This is a genomic window from Hymenobacter agri (assembly GCF_054778495.1).
Genome location: NZ_BAAGZM010001225.1, coordinates 1 through 628, shown reverse-complemented (window position 1 = coordinate 628; position 628 = coordinate 1). Strand labels below are relative to the sequence as shown.

The 628-nt window shown below is 63.1% G+C and carries 1 pseudogene; it reads left to right on the top strand.

The annotated features are described in order from the left end of the window. Positions 1–628: pseudogene (locus tag ACYVDE_RS25460) on the top strand (hypothetical protein); the annotation flags it as partial.

Genomic DNA, 628 nt, shown 5'->3' with positions numbered 1-628 from the left:
CTTTTTGTTTCCGTACGCGCTGGTAGCCACGTTTCTATTCTATAAGGATGCGCTGCCCGACTTCTGGCGCCTGCACGGCGGGGCCATGCCGTACCGTGACCTCTACGACGGCACCGCGCCGCTGGCCGCCGCTCTGTTTGCGGGTCTCGATGCCGTGCTGGCCCGGCCCGTGTGGCTGTACCGAGTGGCGGCGCTGGGGCTGCTGCTCATTCAGGCGCTGCGCCTGAACCTGGTGCTGGCCCGCTACGATGTGCACCCCGACCGTGGCTACGTCACGGCCCTCACCTATCTGCTGGTGGGCAGCATTAGTACCGATTTGGATGCGCTGTCGCCGCTGCTCATCGGCCACACATTCATCGTGTTTGCCCTAAGTGCCTTGCTGCCTACCTCGCGCGAGGGCTACGACAACCGCCGCCTGTTCCGAGCCGGGTTTCTGATTGGGCTGGGGGCGCTGTGCTACCTGCCGCTGGGCCTGTTTGTGGTGGTGGGCCTGTTCGCGGTGGTGATTTTTGCGGCCAGCTCCTTTCGTAGTTCGCTGCTGCTGCTGTGTGGCTTTTTGTTTCCGTACGCGCTGGTAGCCACGTTTCTATTCTATAAGGATGCGCTGCCCGACTTCTGGCGCCTGCAC